Source organism: Microbacterium sp. AISO3 (assembly GCF_002204305.1).
GTDB lineage: Bacteria > Actinomycetota > Actinomycetes > Actinomycetales > Microbacteriaceae > Microbacterium > Microbacterium arborescens.
This window is the reverse complement of record NZ_NHRF01000113.1, coordinates 1-416: the sequence shown is the minus strand read 5'-3', so window position 1 is coordinate 416 and position 416 is coordinate 1. Positions and strand designations below refer to the sequence as shown.

Here is a 416-nt window from a genome sequence, read left to right as displayed (position 1 = left end):
CAATATGGTCGGAGAGGATGCCACACTCGACCTGTCTGCGATGCCAGAAGTCGTGTTCACCGATCCACAAGTCGCTACCGTCGGGCTTACAGAAGCTCAAGCAAAAGCCCAGTTGCTAGATGTGGACAGCCGTACGCTTTTGCTGGACAACGTGCCCCGCGCCCTGGCTAACTTCGACACGACCGGATTCGTCAAGCTAGTTGCCGACAAGAAGACTGGGCGCCTGGTCGGCGCACAAATCCTCGCGGCGGAAGCGGGCGAAATGATTCAGACAGCGGCATTGGCCATTCGCAACGGCATGACGGTTCAGGAACTGGGCGACCAGTTATTTCCTTACCTGACTATGGTCGAAGGCTTGAAGCTGTGCGCGCAAACGTTTTTCAAAGACGTCAAACAGCTGTCGTGCTGCGCTGGAT

General features: G+C 56.2%; 1 pseudogene. It reads left to right on the top strand.

Going from position 1 to position 416, the window contains the following annotated elements:
• Positions 1–416, top strand: a pseudogene (locus CBF90_RS16570) (mercuric reductase); the annotation flags it as partial.